Origin of the sequence: Pseudonocardia alni (assembly GCF_002813375.1) — a bacterium.
Taxonomy (GTDB): Bacteria; Actinomycetota; Actinomycetes; order Mycobacteriales; family Pseudonocardiaceae; genus Pseudonocardia; species Pseudonocardia alni.
Map to the genome: position 1 here is coordinate 1218563 of NZ_PHUJ01000003.1, position 19533 is coordinate 1238095.

21 protein-coding genes and 7 tRNA genes are annotated in these 19533 nt (G+C 71.2%); 16 read left to right on the forward strand and 12 right to left on the reverse strand.

Translation table 11 applies throughout. The features are described from left to right. Window positions 1-103: 103 nt before the first annotated feature. From ATL51_RS06435 to ATL51_RS06445, 4 genes are all read right to left on the reverse strand, one after another. On the reverse strand, window positions 104-1285 hold the full coding sequence (locus ATL51_RS06435) for a DUF418 domain-containing protein (RefSeq protein ID WP_157818247.1): 1182 nt from the start codon (window positions 1283-1285) through the stop codon (window positions 104-106). A gap of 2109 nt (window positions 1286-3394) precedes the next feature. Beyond that, window positions 3395-3931, reverse strand: a complete 537-nt coding sequence (locus ATL51_RS06440) for a hypothetical protein (RefSeq protein ID WP_157818248.1) — start codon at window positions 3929-3931, stop codon at window positions 3395-3397. A gap of 26 nt (window positions 3932-3957) precedes the next feature. Then, window positions 3958-4341: a DUF6114 domain-containing protein gene (locus tag ATL51_RS28045; protein ID WP_157818249.1), complete on the reverse strand. Its 384-nt coding sequence runs from the start codon at window positions 4339-4341 to the stop codon at window positions 3958-3960. After that, the gene (locus ATL51_RS06445; RefSeq protein ID WP_157818250.1) at window positions 4328-4954 is read right to left on the reverse strand and encodes a DUF6230 family protein; all 627 of its coding nucleotides are present in this window, start codon (window positions 4952-4954) and stop codon (window positions 4328-4330) included. Before ATL51_RS06445 ends, ATL51_RS28045 begins: the two co-directional genes overlap by 14 nt. Window positions 4955-5034: 80 nt before the next feature. Here ATL51_RS06445 and ATL51_RS06450 point away from each other — a divergent pair, with 80 nt between their 5' ends. After that, the gene (locus ATL51_RS06450; RefSeq protein WP_100878021.1) at window positions 5035-5523 is read left to right on the forward strand and encodes a winged helix-turn-helix transcriptional regulator; all 489 of its coding nucleotides are present in this window, start codon (window positions 5035-5037) and stop codon (window positions 5521-5523) included. A gap of 383 nt (window positions 5524-5906) precedes the next feature. On the opposite strand, the gene ATL51_RS06455 is transcribed toward ATL51_RS06450, so the two are convergent. Together ATL51_RS06455 and ATL51_RS06460 are read right to left on the reverse strand one after the other, a co-directional pair. After that, complete coding sequence (locus ATL51_RS06455) at window positions 5907-6749, reverse strand: class I SAM-dependent methyltransferase (protein ID WP_100878022.1); 843 nt, start codon at window positions 6747-6749, stop codon at window positions 5907-5909. A 41-nt stretch (window positions 6750-6790) separates the two neighbouring features. Next, window positions 6791-7705, reverse strand: a complete 915-nt coding sequence (locus tag ATL51_RS06460) for an NAD(P)/FAD-dependent oxidoreductase (RefSeq protein ID WP_100880524.1) — start codon at window positions 7703-7705, stop codon at window positions 6791-6793. 299 nt (window positions 7706-8004) lie between these two features. On the opposite strand from ATL51_RS06460, the gene ATL51_RS06470 reads away from it, so the two are divergent. From ATL51_RS06470 to ATL51_RS06505, 8 genes are all read left to right on the forward strand, one after another. Continuing rightward, entirely contained in the window at window positions 8005-8343 is a 339-nt protein-coding gene (locus ATL51_RS06470) for a hypothetical protein (RefSeq protein ID WP_100877424.1), read from the forward strand. A gap of 1 nt (window position 8344) precedes the next feature. Then, entirely contained in the window at window positions 8345-8533 is a 189-nt protein-coding gene (locus ATL51_RS06475) for a hypothetical protein (protein WP_100877423.1), read from the forward strand. Window positions 8534-8628: 95 nt separating this feature from the next. After that, the gene (locus tag ATL51_RS06480) at window positions 8629-10056 is read left to right on the forward strand and encodes an FtsK/SpoIIIE domain-containing protein (protein WP_100877422.1); all 1428 of its coding nucleotides are present in this window, start codon (window positions 8629-8631) and stop codon (window positions 10054-10056) included. Continuing rightward, the gene (locus ATL51_RS06485; protein ID WP_100877421.1) at window positions 10056-10271 is read left to right on the forward strand and encodes a hypothetical protein; all 216 of its coding nucleotides are present in this window, start codon (window positions 10056-10058) and stop codon (window positions 10269-10271) included. Before ATL51_RS06480 ends, ATL51_RS06485 begins: the two co-directional genes overlap by 1 nt. Beyond that, entirely contained in the window at window positions 10268-10924 is a 657-nt protein-coding gene (locus ATL51_RS06490; RefSeq protein WP_301548842.1) for a hypothetical protein, read from the forward strand. The genes ATL51_RS06485 and ATL51_RS06490 overlap by 4 nt, the downstream gene beginning before the upstream one ends. A gap of 93 nt (window positions 10925-11017) precedes the next feature. Beyond that, the gene (locus tag ATL51_RS06495; RefSeq protein WP_100877419.1) at window positions 11018-12388 is read left to right on the forward strand and encodes a replication initiator; all 1371 of its coding nucleotides are present in this window, start codon (window positions 11018-11020) and stop codon (window positions 12386-12388) included. After that, complete coding sequence (locus ATL51_RS06500; RefSeq protein WP_100878024.1) at window positions 12385-12591, forward strand: helix-turn-helix domain-containing protein; 207 nt, start codon at window positions 12385-12387, stop codon at window positions 12589-12591. Before ATL51_RS06495 ends, ATL51_RS06500 begins: the two co-directional genes overlap by 4 nt. Then, on the forward strand, window positions 12591-13820 hold the full coding sequence (locus tag ATL51_RS06505; protein ID WP_100878025.1) for a tyrosine-type recombinase/integrase: 1230 nt from the start codon (window positions 12591-12593) through the stop codon (window positions 13818-13820). Before ATL51_RS06500 ends, ATL51_RS06505 begins: the two co-directional genes overlap by 1 nt. 95 nt (window positions 13821-13915) lie before the next feature. Here the strand turns inward: ATL51_RS06505 and ATL51_RS06510 are convergent. The 4 genes from ATL51_RS06510 to ATL51_RS06525 form a co-directional block, all read right to left on the reverse strand. After that, window positions 13916-13987: transfer RNA gene (locus ATL51_RS06510), tRNA-Val, on the reverse strand. 62 nt (window positions 13988-14049) lie between these two features. Further along, on the reverse strand, window positions 14050-14577 hold the full coding sequence (locus ATL51_RS06515; RefSeq protein WP_100878026.1) for a TIGR02611 family protein: 528 nt from the start codon (window positions 14575-14577) through the stop codon (window positions 14050-14052). 26 nt (window positions 14578-14603) lie between these two features. Beyond that, a complete protein-coding gene (locus ATL51_RS06520) occupies window positions 14604-15485 on the reverse strand; it encodes an anti-sigma factor (RefSeq protein ID WP_100878027.1) in 882 nt (293 codons plus the stop codon). 26 nt (window positions 15486-15511) lie between these two features. Continuing rightward, window positions 15512-16189 (reverse strand): RNA polymerase sigma factor, encoded by a 678-nt coding sequence (locus ATL51_RS06525; protein ID WP_073574126.1) that lies wholly within the window; start codon window positions 16187-16189, stop codon window positions 15512-15514. Window positions 16190-16467: 278 nt separating this feature from the next. Here ATL51_RS06525 and ATL51_RS06530 point away from each other — a divergent pair, with 278 nt between their 5' ends. The 6 genes from ATL51_RS06530 to ATL51_RS06555 all read left to right on the forward strand — a co-directional run bounded on the left by ATL51_RS06530 (window position 16468) and on the right by ATL51_RS06555 (window position 17705). Beyond that, entirely contained in the window at window positions 16468-16896 is a 429-nt protein-coding gene (locus tag ATL51_RS06530) for an SsgA family sporulation/cell division regulator (protein WP_073574127.1), read from the forward strand. A gap of 156 nt (window positions 16897-17052) precedes the next feature. Further along, window positions 17053-17125: transfer RNA gene (locus ATL51_RS06535), tRNA-Gly, on the forward strand. A 19-nt stretch (window positions 17126-17144) separates the two neighbouring features. Further along, window positions 17145-17219 (forward strand) — tRNA-Val (locus tag ATL51_RS06540). A gap of 235 nt (window positions 17220-17454) precedes the next feature. Beyond that, window positions 17455-17527, forward strand: a tRNA-Gly gene (locus ATL51_RS06545). A 30-nt stretch (window positions 17528-17557) separates the two neighbouring features. Further along, a tRNA-Cys gene (locus ATL51_RS06550) sits at window positions 17558-17629 on the forward strand. Window position 17630: 1 nt separating this feature from the next. After that, window positions 17631-17705: transfer RNA gene (locus ATL51_RS06555), tRNA-Val, on the forward strand. Between the two features lie 69 nt (window positions 17706-17774). Here the strand turns inward: ATL51_RS06555 and ATL51_RS06560 are convergent. Beyond that, on the reverse strand, window positions 17775-18521 hold the full coding sequence (locus ATL51_RS06560; RefSeq protein WP_100878028.1) for an SDR family oxidoreductase: 747 nt from the start codon (window positions 18519-18521) through the stop codon (window positions 17775-17777). Between the two features lie 114 nt (window positions 18522-18635). Here ATL51_RS06560 and ATL51_RS06565 point away from each other — a divergent pair. Continuing rightward, window positions 18636-18711, forward strand: a tRNA-Gly gene (locus ATL51_RS06565). 2 nt (window positions 18712-18713) lie between these two features. On the opposite strand, the gene ATL51_RS06570 is transcribed toward ATL51_RS06565, so the two are convergent. Then, window positions 18714-19532, reverse strand: a complete 819-nt coding sequence (locus ATL51_RS06570; RefSeq protein WP_100878029.1) for an SDR family oxidoreductase — start codon at window positions 19530-19532, stop codon at window positions 18714-18716. Window position 19533 lies beyond the last annotated feature (1 nt).

The window sequence follows — 19533 nt, forward strand, 5'->3', positions numbered from 1 at the left end:
GCGCACGCGCCGCCACCCGCCGTCCGCTCCGCGTCGCGGTGCGGACTCGTACCGCCCGCAGCTCCGGAACACGCAGGGCTGCTGACGCGCCCTGCGCACGTGGTCAGGCAGTCGCCGGGCGTGGAGCAGCCCGCCCGGCGCCGTAGGTGAGGCGGCGCAGCAGGGCCTCGGCCGGCCCCCGCCGGCCCCCGCGATCCAGAGCAGCGGCGACGACCACGGTGGCCATCCAGGTGGCGACGGCGACCGCGGCAGCCGCGGCGGCGCCGAGCCGGCCGCCGAGGTCGAGCAACGCCGGCTCGGTGGCGACGAACCAGACCGGCGACTGCGCGATGTAGAACGTCATCGACCGGCGACCGCAGGCGACCAACGCGTTCGTGACCGGTCCGCGCCGCCGGCCGAGGCGGTCCGCCACGAGCGCGATCGCGGCCGTGAAGGCCAGCCCCCCGGCGATACCGGTCGCCGCGAACGTCGCCTCGGCCAGCACACCGGCCACGACCGAGTCCGGGGCCCACACACCCACCGCCTGCAGCGCGACCGGCTGCGCGCCCAGCACCGCCACCGGGAAACCGACCAGCACGACCCGGGTCAGGAGACGCCGGTAGCGGTCGGGTTGCTCGAGCAGCCGCATCCGGCCGGCCCAGACCCCGATCAGTACCGCGGGCGCGACGCTCACCCCGGCGAGGGGCAGCACCACGAGGGCAGACGTGCGCAGCACCGCGCTGTCGAGCAGGGTCGCCCCGCCCGCCAGCGGAGCGTCCGCGGCGAACTGTTGCAGGGCAGTAGCAGACGCGACCCCGAACACGAGCGTGACCACGAAGACCGTCCACAGCCGACGGCCCGACCAGGTCACCACACCGGCGAACAGCAGGGCGAACACGCCGTAGGAACCGATGATGTCACCGCTGTAGAGCAGGACGACGTGGGCGATGCCGAACACGACCAGCCAGGCACCGCGCCGGCGGATCAGCCGCCGCGCGTTCGCGGGGTCCCCGCCCGGGCTGGTCTGGCGACGGGTCATCTGTACGAGGCCGTAGCCGAACAGGAGCCCGAACAGGGGCGCGGCCCGCCCGTCGACGACGGAGGTCAGAAGCCACTGCACGGCGACGTCCGCCGGGCCGCCACCGGCAGGCCTGGCGAGCAGGTTCCCGCCCGCGTGCAGCATCCGGGAGTGGGCGAGGGCGATGAGCAGCAGCATCACCCCCCGCGCCAGATCCGGCGCCAGGAGGCGCTCCGAATCCGGTGTCGGGGAGGCCCCACCGACCGCGGTCCGACGGGTTCGCGACATGGGACGCACGGTATTGATCTCATCCGATTCTGCGCATCGTTCCGGCGGAGGGCCACGCCCCTACGAAGGGAGGAACGTCGTTCGCTCTTTGACCCACCTGTCATCGGCACACCTGCCCGGACGCCGCGCCGCGGTGCCTCGTCGCAACTGCACAGTCCTCGACCTCGGCCGTCGGCCTCCCGGGCCGGCCCCGCCCATCGTGGCCCTGTCGGTCCGGAGAACGCCTGCTGTACTCGGCCGGTGCCGGCTCTCCCGCGGCGCCCGACGGTGGGCTGCTCCTCAGCCGCGCCGCACCGAGTCGCGGCGTCGACCGGCCCGGCTCCGGTGCCGCGGTCCGTTCGAGCGCCGGGACGAAGGTCGGGGTGGTGGCCGGCCATGCCGGGGAGGCACGGGCCCGTTCGGGTCGCCGGTGCGGGCGAAGGCGGGCTGAAGCAGGTTCTCCGAGCCCGGGTCACGGGAGACCTTCCGGATGGTGGGTAGCGCCGCAGCCGCGTCGGCTCCGCCGGCGAGACCACCGGGTTGGGAGCCCCGCCGGGCCACAGGGGTCAGACCGGTGAAAGCCCTGCGGTGGCCAGCGGTTTGTGCGGGTCGACCCCGATCCCCCGACGCGAGCATGCAGCTCGTACAGATGCTCGGCGAACCGACGCGACGATCAAGGTCCCGTGACCGGTGACGACACGTACGACCTCGACGGGATTGCGGGGCCCGACGACGCTGAGCACGACTCCGGCCGAGCCGGTGGCGACCGGCAAGGGGACCCGGACGTCAGCGGCCATGCGGCCGCGCGCCGAGGGATGGGCACGTGCGGCACGGTGCAGCCATGACTCGCGGACCGCAAGAATCCGAGCGGCGTCGGCGGGAGTGTGCAGCGGAGGCACTCCGACGCTCTCGTTCCTGGGCGGCACCGCTTCCCGAGCGAACGCCGGCTGCCCGCGATACCGAACCCAACCGCACCACACCGCATTAGATTCACCCGAACGGCACACCTATCACGGAGCATGAGCCTGACCTCTTTGCGCGCCGTGGAGCGGCGTGCTCCGCAATACGACCACAGTGGACTCCAGCATGATCATTCAGCACGATCATCCGAGGATCACCGCTGTCGCCGTACCCACAGGTCAGACACAGAAAAGGCGGCACCACCCGGAGTGATACCGCCTGTTTCCGACCGTCGGGACGACAGGATTTGAACCTGCGACCCCTTGACCCCCAGGCACCGGCAGACCGCTCTCGACGTGCAGGGAGGTCGGAGTCCGGGCTGGTCAGAAGTCCGGTGGCGTCCGTGGGTGTCCGGCGAGCCGTCGGTCGGTCGTCACTCAGTTAGACACTCACGCTGAGCGCAGGACCTTGTCCACGTAGCGCTGCGCAGGACCACTAACCGCCCGAACCAAGATCGACACCGTTGGTCGGGCGTAGACACCTGCCGTTGACTGCCCTGAGCTGCGGGGACAGCAAGGGACGTGGTCGGTCCGGCCGCGCTGACAGGCGTCGTTCGTCGTTGATTTCTGGGGGTTTGCTGGGGCTCTGCCCCGGAACACCTCGGGTCTGTGTGGCATCCCGTCGACCTGGCGCAGCCCGACCGCGCGACGTCCCGGGCGCAGCGACCATGCCAACCGCCGGCCATCTTGCCAAGCCTGCGCTCGGGTCGTCGTGTGGTAGCCCTCCGGGAGGTCGTCGGGATGCCACACCCTCCTCCCCCCATCCCGGAGACCAGCCCGCCCGGCGAGGGCGTCATGTTGGTCCATGTCCCAGGCGTTGCCAGGCCCCCGGACACACGGCGCAAGCGGGGTCTTCGTTCTTCAGAAGTCTGGCGCCGTTCGTAGGAGTCCGCTAGGACGTAGGTCGGTTCTCACCCAGCTGGAAACTCATGGGCGCGACCAAGAGATGCAGTGCCCCTCAGCGGGAGTCGCTGTCGAACGGAGCTTCGAGCACAGAGAGTTGCCCTTCGAGAGCGCGCAGCCGAGTCCGCCGCCTGACGAACGCTCCCCAGGCGGTGGCGGCTAGAGAAGTACCGGGACAAGAGCGAGAGCGATCTTGCGCGGGAGCAGCGTCGACAAGCGGCGCGGGAACAATTCCGATTGCCAGCGGTAGATGGCAGCGAGTGAGCTATTAGTTCGCGCCCCTTCGTTCACCCGCGAGAAGATCGATACGGGTGCTGACAGTTTCGACCTCGTCGGCGGTGATCAGTGCGAAGCGGCCTCGGACGTCGCGCAACGTCAGTTGCGGGAGGCGGACCAGCGCGAGCAGGTCCGGTGCGGGTGTCGATGCCCCCAGGGTGATCGGCACGAGGGGTAGTCCCGCGACGACGGGCGTGGCGGTCAGCTCGACGACATGCAGGCGCACCGGTTGCCCGGTGAGCCGGCACGTGGCAGGGCAGCTGATGGTCAGAGTTCGGTCGGCGACTCCTGCGGCGATCGTGAGTTCCTCGCCGACGGCCTTGTCCGCGCTCAGGTTCAGGGTCGGTTCGCCGCCACTCGGCCCGGGGGCGGTGCCGTTGCCCTCGATGCGGAGACCGTCGATGACGAGTGATGTCGCAGCGACTTCGAACCCGTCGTCGCTCGCGGTCGCGGCTCGTGTCAGCGACCGGGCCGTTGGTCCGGCGGTCGATGCATGCGTCAGCAGCATGACCAGGAGCAGCGCGAGCACGGTGGCGGTTGATACGCGGTGGGCGGTCACCGGGCCCTCGGGCCTCGATCGGCGGTCCAGGCCAGAGCGGCCGCACCGCCCAGGACGCCGAGCACGCTACCGATGACCAGGCCGCCGAGGTTGGTGGTCGCCACCCCGACCAGTGCCGCGACCATGGCGACAATGCCGCACGGCACGCGTGTCGAGGGGCCGGCCCACAAGGCGCCCCCGCAGCAGGCGAGGACGGCGGCGACCAGTACCGCCGCTGATCCTCCCGGCGTGGCCAGCGACACGACGAGATCGCCGACCCGCAGCGTCGCGAAGGGGACGGCAACAAATACCAGGGCCGAGGTCAGCAGCAGTGCACCTGCCCAGAACGGTCGCCCGTACCGCCAGCGGCGGAACCGCCACCGGGTGTCAGTAGCACTCACGTTCCTGCGCTCCGACGGCGATGCGGACCTGGTCCAGGCTCAGGGTGGCGGCCACGATTGCGCGCGGCCGGTTGCGGAAGTTGGTGACCTCCAGCGTGTCGGACTGGAGCCCGAACCCCCCGGCCATGCCCGTGGCGTCGGCGGGGCCCTTGTCCAGTTCGGAGGCGTCGCGGCCGATCTCGACGTTGCGCTGCACGATGTCGCCGGAGAGCTCGTCGAGAGAGACCAGGAGGTCCTCGGCGCGGAAACCCTCCGAACCTGGTGTGGCGATGCGCAGGACCACCGGTCCGACGCCAGGCAGGTCGGTCACCGGGAACGAGACGCAGAAGTTCGCGGCGCGGGCTTCACGGAATCCCGCGGTGAGTACCGGTGTTTGGCCCTCTGCGGTGCGTTCGACTGCGCCGTACTGCGCGACGCCCTGCCCGACGAAATTGTCGGCGGACAGTTTTCCGAGCGCGCCCGAGACGGTGAAGGTGGCGGCGATCGCGCCCTGGGCCATCGCCAGCAGGAGCCCGCCGATCAGAGCAAGCCCGACGGCTGACAACGCGAGCAGTCGGCCGGGGCGGGTGCGCCCCTGTGGGGTGGGGGCATCGTTGCTCCCACCGGTCGTCATGCGACGTTCCGGGTAAGTCGGATCACCCGTGCAGAGTAGCGAGTCAGTTTCATCATGCGACTCGCGGGTAGTATCGCATCGTGCTCGGTCATGACCACGAGGATCAGGTCTGCTCCGTGGCCAGGGCGCTGGAAGCGGTCGGCCAGCGATGGAGCCTGCTGATCATGCGAGATCTGTTCGTCGGTGTGCGTCGGTTCGACGCGCTGGTCGAGAGTCTGGGGGTTACGCGCAGCGTGTTGACGCGCCGGCTCGCGCACCTCGAGGAGCACCGAATCATCGAGCGGGTCGTCTACCAGCACTCGCCGCTTCGCTTCGAGTACCGGCCGACGGCCAAGGGTCAGGGGCTGCTACCGGTGCTGGCCGGTCTCATGCAGTGGGGAGATCGCCACTACCCGCACCCGGCCGGGCCGCCCAGGGTGCTGCTGCACGGCGACTGTGGGGGCGAGGTCGACGCGACATCCGTACGCTGCGTGGCCTGCGGCGAGCGACCCGAGTTCGAGGAGGTCCACGCACTTCCAGGGCCGGCGCTGGCCGACCCGTCCGCCGGGCACCGTCCGGACGTGCTCTGAGATCGAGCCACCGTCGGGCCCGTTCAGCCTCGTTGGTGGGTCTGTAGGATTTGAATGCGTGGCCGGGTGGCTCTGGTGGGTCCTACGAGGGGTTTTATACCACTGTTCGTGGGTCTAGGGCCTCCGACGCCGCGCACTTGCGATCGCGAATCGAGCGGGCCCGCGAGACGTCCTATGAACTTCCGTTTGCCCTGCCGTCGGGCCCGGTCCGATCAGCCTGTCCGTAGGGACGGCCTATCTGGACACTCGGGCTTTGCCCGCGAACTTCGATGGCGAGCTGGTGGTGGAGCTGCGGCCCCTGCCACGCCGCGTGATTCCGATCCCGGCCGTGCACCGACGCGGGCCGGAGTCGGTTCGGCTCGATGGCGCCTCGTCCGGGCCGGTCAGCGGCGTCGGGCAGTGATGAGCCACGCCGAGGAGTCGAAGAGCACGCCGCTCTCGGTCTGGTGCGCATCCAGGGTCGCGCGCAGTGTGTCGAATGCTCTGGTTCGGCGAGCGGCGTCCAGATCATCGGTCAGTCCGTGCACGGTGCCCATCCCACTGACAAGGGCGTACGCGCCGGCGACGTCGTCTCCGAGCTTCATGGCCTCGTCGACCGGTTCGATCTCGACGTCCACCAGGCCGGCTCCGTTCAGCAGGGCCCGGACCCGGTCCGCCTCGGCTAGCCCGAACGGGCCGGGTGCCCCCGGAATAGGGACGGGGAGGGAACGGCCGGCGGCGAGAGCGTCGCGGATCGCCGACATCCACTCGTTGCGCGCAAGGTCACGCCAGGTGAGCAGCCCCACCCGGCCACCGGGGTGCAGGGACTCGGCGAGGTTGGTGAAGGCGCGGACGGGGTCCGCGAAGAACGTCGAGCCGAAGCAGCTCACGATCACGTCGAATCCGGCCGGCGAAAACGTGTGCACCTGGGCGTCTGCGTGCTCGAACCGGGCGTTGGTGATGCCCGCCGCTGCGGTGAGCTCACGCGCTCGCTCGATCATTCGACCCGAGAGGTCTAGTCCCAGGACGGTGCCGGCCGGCACCTGTTGTGCCGCCTCTCGGCTCAGCGCGCCGGTACCGCAACCGACGTCCAGCACGTCGTCGTCCAAGGTGAGCAACCCGGCCGACATGAGAAGATCTCGGTAACGGCGAGTGAGCCGCTCGTAGTGCTCTGCGTGCTCGGTCCAGTGGTCGCCCTCCGGGCCGTCCCACGCGGCGGCCTGCTCGGCGTTGGCAGTGAGAGACATTCTGACTCCTCTTCTCGCCACGGAATCGAGTGATCCGACGATCAGTGAATTGGTGCGGGTTCGGTGTGGCCGGCGATAGCCATCTCGACGTCGGCGGGGATCAGATACTGGTTGTTGAGCGCGATTGCGGCGGCGGACCCGGCGGCCGCGGCGCTGATGAGCTGGGCGGTGTGGTCTACGACGTTGCCGGGTGCCCACACACCGTTAATGCTGGTGCGGCCGGTGCGATCGGTGGCGACCCAGCCCTCGTCATCGAGGTCGCAGCCCAGGGCGGTCAGCAGCTCGTCGGACGGCACGAAGCGTGGGCCCACGAACAACGCCGTGCGTGTGACGATCGGCCCCTCGGCGAGCTCGACACCGCGGACGCCGGTCTCGTCCGACACGATTCGCGTCACCTCGCCGTCGGCGATCCGCAGGCCACGAGCGATTAGCGGCCCCCGCTCGTGGGCGTCCAGGGTGATCCGGTGGGGAAAGAACACCACATCGTCGGACCACTGCCGGATCAGCTGTGCCTGTCGCAGGCTGAACGCGCGGTCCTCGCCTCCGATCACTCCCAGTGCGCTGTCCCGGACCTCGTAGCCGTGGCAGTACGGGCAGACGTGCACGTCCTGGCCCCACCGAGGGGGCAAGCCCGGGATGTCGGGAAGCTCGTCATGAAGGCCCGTGGCCACCACGACCGCGCGTGCGTCCAGGCGCCCGCCCTCGGCCAGGTGCACGGCGAACCGTATCCCGTCGAGGCGGTCGATGCCGACCGCTCGGCCCTCCAGTAGCTCCCCGCCGTAACCGGCGACCTCACGTCTGGCCGTGGACAGCAGCTCGGCCGGGTCCATCCAGTCGCGGGACAGGAAGCCGTGGGAGTGCGACGCCGGCGCGGGCGCAGGTGAAGGTGTTGCGCGATCGATCCCGGTCGGTGTAGATCCCGACGAGCCCAGCAGACGGCGTCGCTGGGGCTGCATCCGGCGCACCCGGATTGCCTCTCTCGCTCTCCGCGCGGACCGAGCGATCCATCACCGAGGCCATGACGTGGCCGGGAACCTCCGGGGGGCATCGAGGCCCGCGTCCTCTAGAGGTTTCATCGGAGTGCTGCCTGAGCCGAGCTTCTTCGCCCTCGGAGATCGTCCGGCGACTGGAGCACGAGCGGCGGACCTGGATCCGTTCCCACGGCTCGGAGGTCGCGACCGAGCAGGCATGGCGGGCCGGTGTCGCGGAGGGCCTGCGACTGGCGCAGGTCGCGATCCGCAAGGGGGTCTGACCGATGGCGCTCAACCTCGGACCCCGCGACCGGCTCAGGACCCTGCCCAAGGTCAACCGGCGCGCACTGCGCAAGTACGGCGAGTTCTGGCGGGCGCTGCAGCTCGTCGGGGACGCCCTCGCCGACGCCGAGAAGGTCGCCGCGAAGGCCACCGACGCCAAGGCCCGAAGGAACGGCAAGGGCAGCTCGGCGAAGGCCGGCGCCGACGGACGGCACTGGTCGGTCGCCTCCCCCGACGAGATCTCCGCGTCGGCGAAGAAGGCACACAGCTCGCTGCGGGTCATGGCCTCGTCGGCGCAGAAGTGGGAGGCCGAGCTGGTCTCCCGGGAGTGGAGGAAGTGACGTGACCAAGGCAGTCGACCGGACCGTGGACGAGCTGGACGCGGCGATGCGGGAGCTGAAGCGCTCGCTGCACGGCATCCCGTACCGCACGGGCGGATTCAAGAACACCCACGACAACCTCGCCCGCGACGTCGCGCACCTGACGGTGCAGCTCGACTCGGCACGCGGCGCATTGCGCGAACAGAAATGACCACCTGGGTGGTGGGACGCCCGCCGATCTGATTCTTGGCGGAAACACCGGCGGGCGTCCCGCTACCCGACTCGAACTCGTGAGGACCGGTAGCAATGAACAAGCGTAGTAGCACTGCAACCCGCATCAACGGCCCGGCCCGCCACCACGCGGGACGCGCCACCCGTCCGCCGGGCCGCGAGGTCCAGGCCGCCGCGTGGCTGCTCCGACACCCGGGCTTCGTCCTGGCGCCGCTGCTCGGACTCGGCCTGGCCGCGACCTTCGGCCCGCTCGGCGCCGGGCTCACCGTGACTGCCGCGGCCGCCGCCGTCCTCGTGTGGTGGCGGGTCCACCCGGCGACCTTCGACCGGTTCGCCGCCCCGCGGCTGCGGTCCTCGTGGCGCCGCTGGACGGTCTACCGCGGCCGACGCTGGGCCCAGCTCATGTCCGACACGGGACTGACCCGCGAGCACCGCCACACCGGAGACCAGCTCGTCCCCCGCGTCCTGCGGGTCCGCTCCTCCTCGCCGTCGATCGACACCGTCTACGTCCGCATGGTCCGCGGTCAGGACGTCGCCTACTGGCAGGAGAAGGCATCGGTCCTCTGGGAGGCGCTGATCGCCCACCGGGTCGCGATCACCCGGCACCGGCCGGGAGTCGTCGCGATCGTCATCGAATGGGAGCTGCCGTTCACCCGCACCATCCCGGCACCCGACATCCCCGAGACCGTCGACGACGTCGACCTGCGGGCGCTGGAGATCGGCGACAACGAGCACGGCCAGCCCTTCACCGCCTCCGTCGTCGACGGGCACCGCCTGGTCGCCGGCCGCACGGGCTCGGGCAAGGGGTCGGTCTTGTGGGGCACGCTGCGCTCCCTCGGTCCGTGTCTGCGCGACGGCGTCGCCCGGGTCTGGATGGTCGACCTCAAGGGCGGGGTGGAGACCGAGCAGGGCGCCCCGCTGTTCCACCGCTACGCCACCACAATGGGCGAGGCGCTGGAGCTGCTGACCGAGTTCCGCGACGCTATGCGCGACCGGCAGGACTGGATGCGCGACAACAACATCCGCCGCTGCACCCCATCGGTCGAGACACCGGTCGAGCTGCTGGTCATCGACGAGATGGCCATGCTCACCGCCTACGGCGACCGCGCGGGCGTCCGCGACGCCCTCCGGCTGCTCGCCGAGATCATGACCCAGGGCCGGGCGTCGCTGTTCACGGTGCAGGGCTACCTCCAGGAGCCCTCCAAGGACGTCCTCGACGTCCGCGAGCTGTTCACCCAACGGATCTGCCTGGCCGTCACCGCGGCCAGCCACGTCGACATGGTCCTCGGCGAAGGTGCCCGCGAGCGCGGAGCGCTGGCCGACGAGATCCCCGGCGACGACCGGCACGCCGGTGTCGGGTTCGTCATCGACCACGGCTCCCGCCTGCCCGTCCGCTTCCGCGCCGCCTACGTCACCGACGACGACATCGCCGAGCTGGTGCAGCGCTGCGCACCCCGCGACGCGCAGGTCATCGAGCTGACCGGGGATCGGGGCGCCGCCTGATGGGCGCCACCACCGCATGGGCCCTGCGCACCTGGGCCAAGCTGACCCTGCTGTTCGCCCTGATCGTCGGCGGCACCTGGCTCTACCTCGGCACCGCCTCCGGCTGGTTCTGGATCGCCACCGGCGGAGCCGTCGTCGCCGAGTGGTACGTCATCCGCCAGCTCGCCCGCGAGTGGTCCTGGGAAGCCCGCGCCACCTGGTGGTGGTCGGCATGACCGGCACCGTGCAGGACGCGCTGTTCGGGGACCCGGTCACCGTCGAGATCGACGACCACGGCCCGGCCGCCACACAGGACCCCCGCGAGGTCGCCCGCATCGTCGCCGCCGCCCAGGAGCCCGGCTTCCTGGTCGTCGAGCGCACCGGACACGTCCTGCGCGCCGACCCGGCCCGCCCCGGCTGCGCCGACGCCGTGTCCCGCCACGACGGGGACACCGTGGTCCAGCTCCTCGACACCGGGCACCTCCGGCTCAGGGGCACCCACCACGTCCACCACAACGGCTCCGAAGGCCCGGCCCGCTCCGTGCTGGTACCGAAGGCGACCCGCGACATGGTGAGCCGCTGGGACCACCTCCGCCCGATCCCGGAGCGCGCACCGGCGGCCAAGCCGAAGAAGGCGCCGCAGCGCTCCACCGGGGTGATCGGTGTCGACGTCGTCGAACCGGGCAAGGCCCTGGTCATCCTCGGCACCACGGGCGCGGGCGGGACCGTCCTGCGCGACGACGGCCGTTACCGGGTCGAGAACGACCACGGAACCCTCGTCGGCCACGCGTCCAGCTACCGGGCCGCCGCACGGCTCCTCGCCCGCTACCACGGCTTCACGCCGGGGCCGGTCGACATCGAGCACGAGCACCGCACCTACCGCCGCTGAGCAGTCCCACGCTCCGGCCCGGCTCCGCCGCGTGAGACCAGCTCCCGGCGGGCCGGTGCCACCCCACGACCACATCCCGGGAGGGATGCCGCCATGACGGCTACCACGACCACCCAGCACGAGCACGAGCTGTCACACCTGCTCCGATCCTCCGGCTTCCAGACCTGGCGCCGCGAGGTCACCGCCATCGGCGGCTGCGCCGCCCCCATCCACCTCACCGGCTCGTCGCGGATCTACGACCGCGCCACCGGCACCGTCCTCACCGAACGCGACGGCGACATCCTCGCCCCCTGCGGCAACCGACGCGCCTCGGTCTGCCCCGCGTGCTCGGACCGCTACGCCTCCGACGCCTACCACCTCATCCGCTCCGGCATGGCAGGCGGCAAAGGCGTCCCCGACACCGCCGCCGCACACCCGCGGGTGTTCGCCACGCTCACCGCACCGTCGTTCGGTCCCGTCCACACCCGACGGATCACCGCCCGCGGGCTCGTCATCCCCTGCCGCTGCGGGGACAAGCACCACCGCGACGACCCGCGCGTCGGGACCGCGCTCGACCCCGACACCTACAACTACGTCGGCGCCGTCCTGTGGCAGGCCCACGTAGGAAAACTGTGGGACCGGTTCGCAATCCGGCTGCGCCGCACCCTCGCCGCGATGCTCGGCATCAAGGTCCGCGACTTCCGCGACCACGCCCGCCTGTCCTACGCCAAGGTCGCCGAGTACCAACGCCGCGGACTCGTCCACTTCCACGCCGTCGTCCGCCTCGACGGCCCCGACGGTCCGTGGACCACCCCACCCGCCGGCCTCACCGCCGACGGGCTCAACGCCGCGATCCGGGACGCTGCGCGCACCGTCTCACTCGTCGTCGACCGGCCCGACGGCGTCCCGCTGGCACTCGCGTGGGGCTCGCAGGTCGACGTCCGCCCCATCACCTCCACCACCGCAGCCACGCTGGAGAACGACGACGGCGAGATCACCGACTCAGCCCTGGCCGCCTACGTCGCCAAGTACGCCACCAAGGGCACCGGCAAGTCCGAAGCCACCGACCGACCCATCCGCGACATCGCCCACGTCCGCCACCTCGACATCACCGCGCACCACCGACGGCTCATCGAGACCGCGTGGGAGCTCGGCGGACGCGAGGAGTACGAGGACCTGAATCTGCGCCGGTGGGCACACATGCTCGGGTTCCGCGGCCACTTCCTCACCAAGTCCCGCGCCTACTCCACGACCTTCGGTGCGATCCGCGGCGACCGACGCACCTACCGGCTCGGGGAGACCTTGGCCGCACTCGACACCCCGGCCGAGCCCGGGTCAGTGCTGATGGTCAACGACTGGGCCGTCGTCCACATCGGACACCGCAACGACGCCGAACGAGAGATCGCACTCGGCATCGCCGAACGACGACGCGAGCAACGCCGCACCAGTAGCACCCAGCCCACCGAGTACGGGAGGACGTCATGACCAGCACCGAGTCCCTGACCTACACCGTCGACCAGGTCGCCGCGCTGCTTGGAATCGCCCGCGGCGTCGCCTACGAGTCCGTGCGAAACGGGGAGATCCCCGCGACCCGGGTCGGCCGTCGTTGGCTGATCCCGCGCAAGCGATTCCACGCCTGGCTCGACGGCGAGATCGAGCAGACGACCGCGATCGGGGCGGTGGCCTGATGGGCTTCATCGACAAGACCCCGGAGGGCCGGTACCGGGCGTACTTCCGCGACCCGTCAGGCAAGCAGCGGTCCAAGACGTTCCGGCTGAAGAAGGACGCGACGACGTTCCTCGCCGAGATCGAGACGTCGAAGACCCGTGGCGCCTACGTCTCACCGCACGCCGGCCGGATGGCGTTCGGTGCCCACGCCGCGGAGTGGATGGCGACGTGGAACGTCGAGATCACCACGGCTGCGCGGGACCGGTCGATCATGCAGACCCACGTCCTGCCGCGCTGGGGCGACGTACCGTTGTCGAAGATCGACCACCTCTCGCTCCAGGCATGGGCGACCGACCTCGGCACCCGGCGGTCCCGCGCCACCGTCGTCGAGGCGCTGCGCCTGGCGTCGGCGGTGCTGCGCTCCGCGGTCCGGAACCGGCTGATCCCGTTCAACCCGGCCGACGAGGTCCGCGTGCCGCGTGCCCGCACCCGGGACACCCACGAACAGATCATCAGCCGGGCGGACCTCCGTCATCGGCTGCTGCCCGCGGTTCCCGAGCAGCATCGAGGCGTCGTCGCGACGGCGGCCGGGGCCGGTCTGCGCTGGGGAGAGGTCGTGGGGCTGCGGACCGACGCGCTGGACCTCGACGCCGCCCGGCTGGTCGTGATCCGCACCGTGGTCGAGGTCGCCGGGACCACCTCGTTCAAGCCGTTTCCGAAGAGCCGTGCCGGACGCCGCACGGTGCCGCTGCCGAGCTGGCTCGTGCCGATCATCCGCGAGCACCTGGAGCGGTGGCCGACCGAGCCGAACGCGCCGGTCTTCGCCAACGAGGTCGGGGCACCGCTGCGGAGGACGCTGTTCCGGTCGCGGATCTGGCGCCCCTCGCTGGTCCGGGCGGGCCTGCTCGGCGGAGTCACGCCTTTCGGTGATCGGTACCGGGCACGCTGGACCGATGCCGCGGGTACGGAGCAGACGGAGGACTTCCGGACCGAGTCCCCTGCTGTGCACCACGTCGCACGGCACCAGTCCGGCGGACTGCGGTTCCACGACCTGCGCCACTCATACGCCACCTGGCTCGTCGACGACGGCGTCCCGCCGAACATGGTGCAGCGGGTCCTGGGCCACGAGCGGTCCTCGACGACGCTGGACCTGTATACCCGGCGGACCGACAACAGCGAGCGCATCCTCCAGGCCCTCGACGACGAGGACGATCCGGACGATGGCGGAGCGTCCGTCGCTCCGCATTGAGCGATGCTCCGGAAATGCTCCGGGAACACCCCGGGGAACGACGAAACCCCTGGTCACATCCGGCTCGTTGAGCCTGTGACCAGGGGTTTTGACTGTGGGCGATACTGGGATCGAACCAGTGACCTCTTCGGTGTGAACGAAGCGCTCTCCCCCTGAGCTAATCGCCCTCAGCGGTGAAACCAACTCTACACAGCCCGTCCCACCGCCGTTCACGGGGGTCACCCGTGGATCACCGCGGGCCCGTGACCAGCTCCGATCCCGGAACGGGCACCGGCGGGGGCGGCGGCTGGATCAGCGGCAGCAGCGGCGAGCGCAGCCACTCCCAGTGGATCCCCACCCAGCCGCCGGCCGTCTCGAAGATCCCGAAAAGCCACGCGCACACGGCGACCGTGCCGAGGATCAGCGTCATCACCAGCAGCTGCACCACGCGGTTCTGGCGGCCCATCCAAGCCACCCAGCCGTCGTAGCGGACACGGACCCAGTGCAGGAGCCGCTGCGCCCAGCCGAACTCGGCGGCGAGCACGCCCAGGCCGAGGAAGATGATTGCCCAGCCGGGACCCGGTGCGGGCAGCGCGATGATCCCGATGATCACGATCGCGGTGCCGAGGACGCCCATGGTGATGCGGTAGGTCAGGTCCAGCACCGGGTTGCGGGCCACGCGGGCCCGGAACACGCGGTAGCGGACCTTCGCCCGCCGGTACTTCTTGCGGATACCGGTGTACCGGCGCCCGGAGGTGGTTCTCCCGGACGCCGGCACACCGACGTCGTTCTTCTCCGTCGTACTCAGGTCTCCACCTGCCCGGCCGCGACTACCTTGGTCGGCGCGGGAGGAGCCTCCCTTCCGCGCTCGAGCGAGACGGCGTATGTCCCGTAGGCCCCGCTGTCGGGCGATTCTACGGACACCGGTCCCGACTGCCCCGCTCGCACGTCGAACGTGCCGACCGCGCGCGGAGTTCCGTCACCGTCGAGTCCCCACAGGACATAGGTCTGGTCCGCGGTCTCGTTGGGGCCCAGCCCCATCGGCATGACCTGGCGCTGTCCGTCCTTCACGACGACCGCGGCCACCATCGGCGCCCCCGGCTCCGCGGAGAGGAAGGCGTGCGGTGTCCCGGGCTGCGCGATGGCGGAGAGCACGTCGCGCAGCTCCTGGGCCTGCGCGAGGCTCGCGTCCCGCTCCGCCTGCAGGGACCGGATCTGCCCGAACGCCGCTCCCCCGCCGACGATCACCGCGAGTGCGACGGCCGCCGCGACCAGTACCCGTCCGGGGCGGCGCAGCCACCCGTTCCGGGCCGGACCGCGTCCGGCACCTCCCGACGGGCGTGTCGCGGGCCCGGTGGACGGCTCGGACCGCGACGGGCGGGCGCGCGCCCCCCCGTCGGGCGCGGCGCCGGTGGACGACGTCTCGTCGCGGAGGGCGTGCCGCGGCACCGGGCGGTCGGACTCGCGTCCGAGCTGCGGGGTCTGCCGGGCCTGTTCCATGATCGACTCACGCAGCGACGGCGGCGGCTCGACCTGCGGCACCGCGCCACCGAGGACGGTCGTGGTCCCGGCGACGTCCGCGGCGAGCCGTCGGCACTCGTCGCAGCTCTCGAGGTGCTGCACCACCTCGATCTCCTCGTCGGGCTCGAGGGCGTGCAGCGCCCACCCGACCGTCTGTTCGTTCATCGGACAGGGCCTCCCCTCGTTGCCGTTCACGACAGCCCTCCCGCCAGGTCTCCCCCGGCCTCCCCGAGCGCCGGGCCCAGCAGGTTCCGGAGCTTGGCCACCCCGGTGAACATGCGGGACTTCACGGTGCCCAGCGGCACCCCGGTCATCGCAGCCACCTCTCGCTGGGTGTAGCCGCCGTAGTACGCCAGCGCGAGGACCTTCCGCTGGTCCGCGGGCAGTTGACCGAGCGCGTCGCGCACCTGACCGGCGACGAGTGCGCCGATGGCCCCCTCGTCGGCACCCGGGCCGGGCGGGGCGTTCCACTCGGCGCCGTCGTCCGACGCCGGGACGGTGCGGCGCCGGATGGCGCTCTCCCGGCGGACGGCGTCGACGGACTTGTGGTGCACCAGGGTCAGCAGCCAGGTACCGAAGCGGCCCTTGGCCGGGTCGAAGCGCGACGGGTCGCGCCAGAAGGCCAGGAAGACCTCCTGCACGACGTCCTCGGCCAACCCCTCGTCGGCACAGATACGTCGCGCGAGGGAGTAGGCCTGACGCCCGAAGCGGTCGTACAGCTCACCCAGTGCGGTCGAGTCGCCCGACACGATCCGCTGCACGAGTCGCGCGTCCCCCGCGTCGTCACGACGCGCCGGATCACGGCGCGCGGCAGGCCCGGCGGCCCGCCCGTGCTCGGGGCGGTCCGGCGGATCGGCGATGCCTGCCACCAGCGTTGTCCTCACGATTGCTGTGTTCGGTGTCCGTACCCGTTCCGGTTCGGACTCCGACGAGAGTAGTCGTTCCCGGTCACCCGGCTCACACGCCAGGACGGCGCGGAGCCCGTTCAGCCCTGTCGCCACACGCAGCGAGTTACACCGTTGTGACTCGATCGGGGGTCATCCCACGGTGATCCACGTTCTTGCGCATCGAACCCGTCACCCCGAGGCCTTCTGTCTCGTTCCCACACTGACGCCCCACGCAACGCCCCCACGAAAGAGGATCACCGATGCGCGACGAGTCCAAGACGATCCGGGCGACGGCCATGTTCGAGCTCATCGCTCCGGACGCGCCTGTCGTTCCCGTGAAGGTCGAGCTGTCCTACAGCAGCCGCGACCCCTACGCCGTGCAGGCCTCGTTCAAGACCGGTCACGACACCACGGTCGACTGGGTCTTCGCCCGCGACCTGCTCGGCGACGGACTGGTCGACTCCGCCGGCACCGGCGACGTCCGGGTGCAGCCGATGAGCGACGACCCGACCCGGATCGAGCTCGAGCTCACCTCCCCGTCGGGCCACGCCCTGTTCACCACCTCCGCGGCGACGCTGTCGGAGTTCCTGCAGGCGACCTACGACGCCGTGCCGGCCGCCGCCGAGTACTCCTGGCTCGACTTCGACGCCGCCCTCGCCGACCTGCTCGACACCACCGCCCGGGACTGACCCGACGTACCCCACCACCGGGCGGAGCCCGTCTCCGCACGTGAGAGGACATCCGGTGGTGGAGAGAGGGGGCGGTCGGACCCCCCTCGGGGCGGGTGCTAGTGTTCTCTCACCGCACCGCGGACGGGCCTCACGGCCCGGGACGCGGTGCACGGTGCGGACGTAGCGCAGCTGGTAGCGCATCACCTTGCCAAGGTGAGGGTCGCGGGTTCGAGTCCCGTCGTCCGCTCGGAGACTTCTCTTCCCACGCGCGATTAGCTCAGCGGGAGAGCACTACCTTGACACGGTAGGGGTCACTGGTTCAATCCCAGTATCGCGCACCATTTCCCGGATCCCCGGGGCCGCACATCGGCCCCGGGGATCTCGCATTTCCGGGTACGGCGACGCGCACCGCCGACCACCCACGGCGCCCTCCCCCGGGCTCGTCCGGCGGTCGTGGCCCCGCTGACCTGGACGGACGATCACCGGGTACCCCCTCGACAGCGGCCACGGACCGTACGCTACTGTTCTCCCAACGCACCGGGAACTTGCGGAAACGCTACGGGAACGGTGCGGCATGCGGACGTAGCGCAGCTGGTAGCGCATCACCTTGCCAAGGTGAGGGTCGCGGGTTCGAATCCCGTCGTCCGCTCTGCCGGGCCCCGACAGCAGGCCGGTTTCCGGCGGCGTGGCCGAGTGGCTTAGGCAAGGGCCTGCAAAGCCCTGTACGCGGGTTCGATTCCCGCCGCCGCCTCGCGCGATTAGCTCAGCGGGAGAGCACTACCTTGACACGGTAGGGGTCACTGGTTCAATCCCAGTATCGCGCACCATTTCCCGGATCCCCGGGGCCGGAAGTCCGGCCCCGGGGATTCTGCTTTCCGGGCCTACCCTGCCGCGACTCAGCGCACCTGTTCCACCGGGCGCACGAGCATCTCGTTGACCGCCGCGTGCCGCGGCCGGGTCACGATGTAGACGACGGCGTCGGCGATGTCGGCGGGCTTCAGCACCCCGCGCTCGCCCTTCGAGGTCGCGTCCGGGGCGTACTCCGCACCCGAGGTCGTCATCTCCGAGGCGACCAGGCCGGGCTCCACGAGGCCGACACGCACGTGGCGTTCGGCGTACTCCTGGCGCAGCGCCTCGCAGAACGCGCCGACCCCGTGCTTGGTGGCCGCGTAGACGTTGCTCTCCGGCGACGGGACCCGCCGACCGGCCACCGAGCTGATCGTCACCACGTCGGCGACGCCGCGCGGCCCACCGGCCGCCGTCGCCAGGTGCGGCAGGGCCGCGTGCGTCGTCGACAGGACGCCCGTGAGGTTGACGTCGATCATCGTGCGCCAGTCCGCGACGTCGGCCTCGGCCGCCGGACCCCAGGACCCCAAGCCGGCGTTGTTGACGAGCACGTCCAGGCCGCCGTGCTGCTCGACCACCGCCGCGACGGCGGCGTGCAGCGCGTCGTCGTCGGTGACGTCCACCGGGTGCACCGACGCCCTCGGCAGCTCCGTCGCGAGCGCCTCGAGGCGCTCCCGGCGCCGGGCCAGCAGCGCCACCGTCGCCCCCTCGGCGGCCAGCGCCCGGGCGGTCGCCTCACCGATACCGCTCGACGCGCCCGTCACGATCACCGTCGTCCCGTCCAACCGTCCGCTCATGACAGCGGTGTACCCGCACCCCCGGCGACGTAGTGATCATCGACGGGGGTGCGGCGCAGCACCCGGGAGCGGGTGCGTTATCGTGCCTCAGCACGCGCCGGAGACGGTGCGACTGCGGACGTAGCGCAGCTGGTAGCGCATCACCTTGCCAAGGTGAGGGTCGCGGGTTCGAATCCCGTCGTCCGCTCCACATCACCACGGTCGCCACCCGTTCCGGTGCCGGGCGAACCCTCCCTCCGAGTCGATCACCTGTCCGGTGATCCAGGCCGCCTCGTCGGTACACAGCCACGCGATCAGCCGGGCCGGGTCGTCGGGTTCGCCGAATCGGCCGAACGGGAACATCGGGGCCATCGCCCGGAACGCGTGCGCGCCGAGGTAGCCGGTGTCGACCGGCCCCGGGTTCACCGTGTTGACCCGCAGCCGCCGGTCCGCGAGCTGGTCGGCCAGGGTCGGGGTGACGCCCGCGACGGCCGCCTTCGCCGCGGCGTAGGCCACCTCACCGGGCATCGGCCCGCGTGCCTGCCCGGAGGTGAGCAGGACGGCCGCGCCGCCGGGACGGGTGTCGTCGTGCGCGTTCGCCCACGCCTGGACCAGCAGGATCGACGCGCGGGCGTCGACCGCCCAGTGCCGGTCCAACTCGTCGGACAGCTCCCCCAGTGGACCGTCGGAACCCGACAGGGCCTGGTTGGCGACGAGCAGGTCGACCGGCCCGCCGAGCTCGCGGGCGGCGTCGAGCAGACGCTGCGGCGCGGCCGGGTCGGCGAGGTCGGCGTGCACCCCGGCGACCGGCGCCGTCGCGTGCCCCCGGACCTCCGCGAGAGCGGCGTCGACGTCGTCGGCACCCCACTCCTGCGTCGCGTCGTGCGGGGCGAAGTGGTGCACGACGACGGCCGCGCCGTAGGCGGCGAGCCGGCAGGCGGTCGCGTGCCCGATCCCGCCGCGCCGACCGCCTCCGGTCACGAGTGCGGTCCGGTCACGCAACGGCATCGGGTCCCGGCGCAGGGTGCTCACT

What these genes read in the sequence shown, in the direction of transcription:
- ATL51_RS06485 (WP_100877421.1), top strand. Translation starts at nt 10,056, where the DNA reads ATGGGCGCCACCACCGCATGGGCCCTGCGCACCTGGGCCAAGCTGACC.
- ATL51_RS06435 (WP_157818247.1), bottom strand. Translation starts at nt 1,285, where the DNA reads ATGTCGCGAACCCGTCGGACCGCGGTCGGTGGGGCCTCCCCGACACCG.
- ATL51_RS06460 (WP_100880524.1), bottom strand. Translation starts at nt 7,705, where the DNA reads ATGCAGCCCCAGCGACGCCGTCTGCTGGGCTCGTCGGGATCTACACCG.
- ATL51_RS06505 (WP_100878025.1), top strand. Translation starts at nt 12,591, where the DNA reads ATGGGCTTCATCGACAAGACCCCGGAGGGCCGGTACCGGGCGTACTTC.
- ATL51_RS06500 (WP_100878024.1), top strand. Translation starts at nt 12,385, where the DNA reads ATGACCAGCACCGAGTCCCTGACCTACACCGTCGACCAGGTCGCCGCG.
- ATL51_RS06480 (WP_100877422.1), top strand. Translation starts at nt 8,629, where the DNA reads ATGAACAAGCGTAGTAGCACTGCAACCCGCATCAACGGCCCGGCCCGC.
- ATL51_RS06455 (WP_100878022.1), bottom strand. Translation starts at nt 6,749, where the DNA reads ATGTCTCTCACTGCCAACGCCGAGCAGGCCGCCGCGTGGGACGGCCCG.
- ATL51_RS06490 (WP_301548842.1), top strand. Translation starts at nt 10,268, where the DNA reads ATGACCGGCACCGTGCAGGACGCGCTGTTCGGGGACCCGGTCACCGTC.
- ATL51_RS06445 (WP_157818250.1), bottom strand. Translation starts at nt 4,954, where the DNA reads ATGACGACCGGTGGGAGCAACGATGCCCCCACCCCACAGGGGCGCACC.
- ATL51_RS06560 (WP_100878028.1), bottom strand. Translation starts at nt 18,521, where the DNA reads ATGAGCGGACGGTTGGACGGGACGACGGTGATCGTGACGGGCGCGTCG.
- ATL51_RS06495 (WP_100877419.1), top strand. Translation starts at nt 11,018, where the DNA reads ATGACGGCTACCACGACCACCCAGCACGAGCACGAGCTGTCACACCTG.
- ATL51_RS06520 (WP_100878027.1), bottom strand. Translation starts at nt 15,485, where the DNA reads ATGAACGAACAGACGGTCGGGTGGGCGCTGCACGCCCTCGAGCCCGAC.
- ATL51_RS06470 (WP_100877424.1), top strand. Translation starts at nt 8,005, where the DNA reads ATGGCGCTCAACCTCGGACCCCGCGACCGGCTCAGGACCCTGCCCAAG.
- ATL51_RS06530 (WP_073574127.1), top strand. Translation starts at nt 16,468, where the DNA reads ATGCGCGACGAGTCCAAGACGATCCGGGCGACGGCCATGTTCGAGCTC.